We start from the raw sequence: 3,024 nt of genomic DNA on the forward strand, positions 1-3,024 counted from the left end.
ACCGGGTCCGGCCCGGCGGCGAGCTCGCCGTCGGCCTGCGCTTGCGCGAGGACGGCGGCGAGCCGGGTCCGCAGCCAGGAGAAGGTCTCCTCGACCGGACGGCGCAGCTCGGGATCGGCCATCACGTCCGGGTCCTGGGTCAGCCGGCCGACCGGGCAGCCCCGCAGCGCGTCGCGCTCCCGGCTCAGGTAGGCGGTGATCCGCCTGACCGGGCTGCCCGGCCCGGACAGCTCCGCCTCCGCGCGGGCGCGCATCTCCTCGGCGCTGCGGGTGATCGCGGCCAGCGCCAGGTCGGGCTTGCCGCGGAAGTGGTGGTACATGCTGCCCTGGCCCGCCCCGGACCGCTGCTGGATCGCCTTCGGCGAGGTGCCCACGTAGCCGCGCTCCCACAGCAGCTCGCGGGTGCTCTCGATCAACCGTTCCCTCATGTCCACGCCACGAGCGTACATACTAGTAGGTACAGAAGGCAACTACGGCGTGACGACGATCTTGCCGAACTGGGTGTTGGACTCCATGTGCCGGTGCGCCCCCACGACCTCCTCCAGCGGGAACACGCGGTCCACCACCGCGCGGAAGGCCCCGGTGCGCAGCCCCGAGGCGACGAACGCCGCGGCGCGGCGCATCCGCCGCGGATCCCTGGTGATCTCATGCACCGTGTACGTGCGCAGGTTCAGCGCCGGCATGCCCAGGTCGAACCCCGGATAGGGCGTCGGCTGCCCGCTCTGCGCACCCCACAGGAACAGCGTCCCATCGGCCGCCACCGCTCTGGCCAGCTCCGTCACGCCCGGTCCGGCGACGGCGTCGAAGACGTACTCGGCGCCCCGGCCGCCGGTCAGCGTCAGGATGCGGCCCGCCACGTCCTCCTCGTCCGAGACGATCACCTCGGCCGCGCCCTCCTCGATCAGCCGCCGTCTCTTGGCATCGGTGCGGGTGACGGCGATCGGCGTGGCGCCCAGGCGGCCGGCCGTGCGGATCGCGGCCAGGCCGACGCCGCTGGAGGCCGCGTTCACCACCGCCACGTCGCCCGCCCGCATCCCGCCGACCTCCACCATCGCGCCATAGGCCGTCAGGTAGGGCATCCACACCGCCGCGCCGGAGACCGCGTCCACCCCGTCGGGGCGCGGCACGAGCGAGCTCGCCGGCGCGATCGCCCGTTCGGCGTACATGCCGTAGTCGTTGTAGGAGAAGTTCGGCACGACGCTGACCGCCTGCCCCTCCTCGAACCCGGTCACCTCCGGGCCGATCGCCTCGATCACCCCCGCGGCCTCGGAGCCGAGCCCGGCCGGGAACCGCTTGACCGGCTCGATGTACCGGCCGCTCCGGAACAGCGCCTCCGCCCGGTTGACCCCGATCGCGTCCACCCGGATCCGCACCTCGCCCGGCCCCGGCTCGCCTGGCTCCAGGTCCTCCAGCCGCATCACCTCGGGCCCGCCGACCTCGTGGAACCGCACAGTCCTCGCCATGACAACGTCCTTCTCTCTCAGCTCGAACGCGGCTCACTGTAGAGAGAAGTACGATCGTCGTCAAACTTCGATGTCTGTCGTACTATTGGCCCATGGGACGCACACCGCCGCACCCCGAGGTGTCACAGTTCGGCCTCCAGCAGGTGCTGGAAGCCCTCGTCGATCCGGTACGCCGGAGCATCGTCACGCAGCTCGACGCCTCCGGCGAGGACATCAAGTGCGGCGACTTCGACATACCGGTCAGCAAGTCCACCGCCACCCACCACTTCAACGTGCTGCGCGAGGCGGGCCTGATCCGGCAGTACTACGTCGGGACCGCCCGGATGAACACCCTGCGCCGGGACGAGATGGACGAGGCGTTCCCCGGCCTCCTCACCGCCCTCACCACCCCCCAGGCCCGCGCGGCCCAGCCTCTCGCCGGCTGACCCCGGCTTCAGAAGCCGATGCGCTCCGGGGCCTGGGCGACAGGTCCGAGCACGAAGCCCAGGGCGGTGCGGAGCTCGGCGATCGTCTCGGGCGGCAGTTCGAGGCGGGCCTCGAACGTGGTCTCGGTCCCCAGCGCGTCGGCGGCCTCGGGCGTCAGCTCGAACCGGAGCGCCGACTCATCCAGGGTGATGGAGCGCACGCCCTCGCTGGTGCCGCGGCTGCCGGGCCGGATCACCCCGTAGACCTCCTCGTAGCCCATCACGTAGAGGTGCTCGGACTCGTCGTCGCCGGCCGACTCCGCCAGGAAGACCACGCGCTGGCGACGCTCGTCGCGCCGGCCGAAGTCGCGGCAGGTCATGGCCGCGGCCGGGACGTAGGCGACGTCCCCGTGGATCGGGGGCGGAGGCGGCGGGCGGCGGCCGGAGTCGTCGTCGCCCCAAGAGGTGTAGCGGCGGTCGTAGTGTTCGCCGTACGTCGTGGGCATGCCGATCGGCGCGGCGGTCGGAAGCGCGGCCAGCAGCCATCCGGGCGACTCCGTGCGGGGGAACGTGGTCAGCTCCGCCAGCACCGCCGGCGCGGGCACGTCCTCGAACGGCGGCGCGGAGGAGTCGACGCGCCCGGTGTAGCCCCGGCTGCCGGCCGGGAACGCCAGCTCGCAGGTGAACCAGGTGCCGGAATCGGCCTGGTAGGAGAGCTCGCGCAGGCGCTGGAATGGCTCGTCCAACCCCTCGGCGGCGATCTCGCGGCCGTCGCGGGTGAGCGTGGTCCGCGCGTACGAGCCGACCTGGGCGCGACGGACCTCCAGCCGCGTCCAGCCCGGCTCGGCGGCGGCGCGGGCGAGGTCGCCGATCTCCAGCCGCAGGGCGTGGCCCTCGTCGTGCCGGGTCCGCCAGTGCTTGTTCTTTCGGGATCGTCTGGCCGCCATGGTCATCCTTCCTGGCCGTTGTCGCCGGTGAGCAGGTCGTGCAGCCGTCGGGTCTCGCGCAGCAGGCCGCTACCGCCCCTGCGGGCGGCCATGGCGCGTACCTCGGGGATCTCGCCGCGCGCCCCGCACCACTCGGCCGCCGCCACCTGGGCCGTGCTCGGCGGCACCACGCTCGCCCGCGAGGGCGAGTATATGGCGGATGCCCTCGAA

5 protein-coding genes are annotated in these 3,024 nt (G+C 72.8%); 1 reads left to right on the top strand and 4 read right to left on the bottom strand.

What is annotated here, in order from left to right; genetic code table 11:
- Nucleotides 1-428, bottom strand: a 428-nt coding sequence (locus tag ACWDX9_RS61850) for a TetR/AcrR family transcriptional regulator (protein ID WP_449973209.1), incomplete at its 3' end; no start/stop codon positions are given.
- 42 nt (nucleotides 429-470) lie between these two features.
- Nucleotides 471-1,463: a zinc-dependent alcohol dehydrogenase family protein gene (locus ACWDX9_RS61855; protein ID WP_449973205.1), complete on the bottom strand. Its 993-nt coding sequence runs from the start codon at nucleotides 1,461-1,463 to the stop codon at nucleotides 471-473.
- 92 nt (nucleotides 1,464-1,555) lie between these two features.
- Between ACWDX9_RS61855 and ACWDX9_RS61860 the strand changes: the two genes are divergently transcribed.
- The gene (locus ACWDX9_RS61860) at nucleotides 1,556-1,888 is read left to right on the top strand and encodes an ArsR/SmtB family transcription factor (protein ID WP_449973206.1); all 333 of its coding nucleotides are present in this window, start codon (nucleotides 1,556-1,558) and stop codon (nucleotides 1,886-1,888) included.
- Nucleotides 1,889-1,896: 8 nt separating this feature from the next.
- Here ACWDX9_RS61860 and ACWDX9_RS61865 read toward each other — a convergent pair whose 3' ends face one another.
- Nucleotides 1,897-2,814: a hypothetical protein gene (locus ACWDX9_RS61865; protein ID WP_449973207.1), complete on the bottom strand. Its 918-nt coding sequence runs from the start codon at nucleotides 2,812-2,814 to the stop codon at nucleotides 1,897-1,899.
- 2 nt (nucleotides 2,815-2,816) lie between these two features.
- The coding region (locus tag ACWDX9_RS61870) for a hypothetical protein (RefSeq protein WP_449973208.1) at nucleotides 2,817-3,024 on the bottom strand (208 nt) is incomplete at its 5' end.

Source organism: Nonomuraea sp. NPDC003201 (assembly GCF_053590415.1).

Bases quoted from the DNA above. Each gene is read 5' to 3' on its own strand.
- ACWDX9_RS61855 (WP_449973205.1), bottom strand. From the start codon at position 1,463: ATGGCGAGGACTGTGCGGTTCCACGAGGTCGGCGGGCCCGAGGTGATG.
- ACWDX9_RS61860 (WP_449973206.1), top strand. From the start codon at position 1,556: ATGGGACGCACACCGCCGCACCCCGAGGTGTCACAGTTCGGCCTCCAG.
- ACWDX9_RS61865 (WP_449973207.1), bottom strand. From the start codon at position 2,814: ATGGCGGCCAGACGATCCCGAAAGAACAAGCACTGGCGGACCCGGCAC.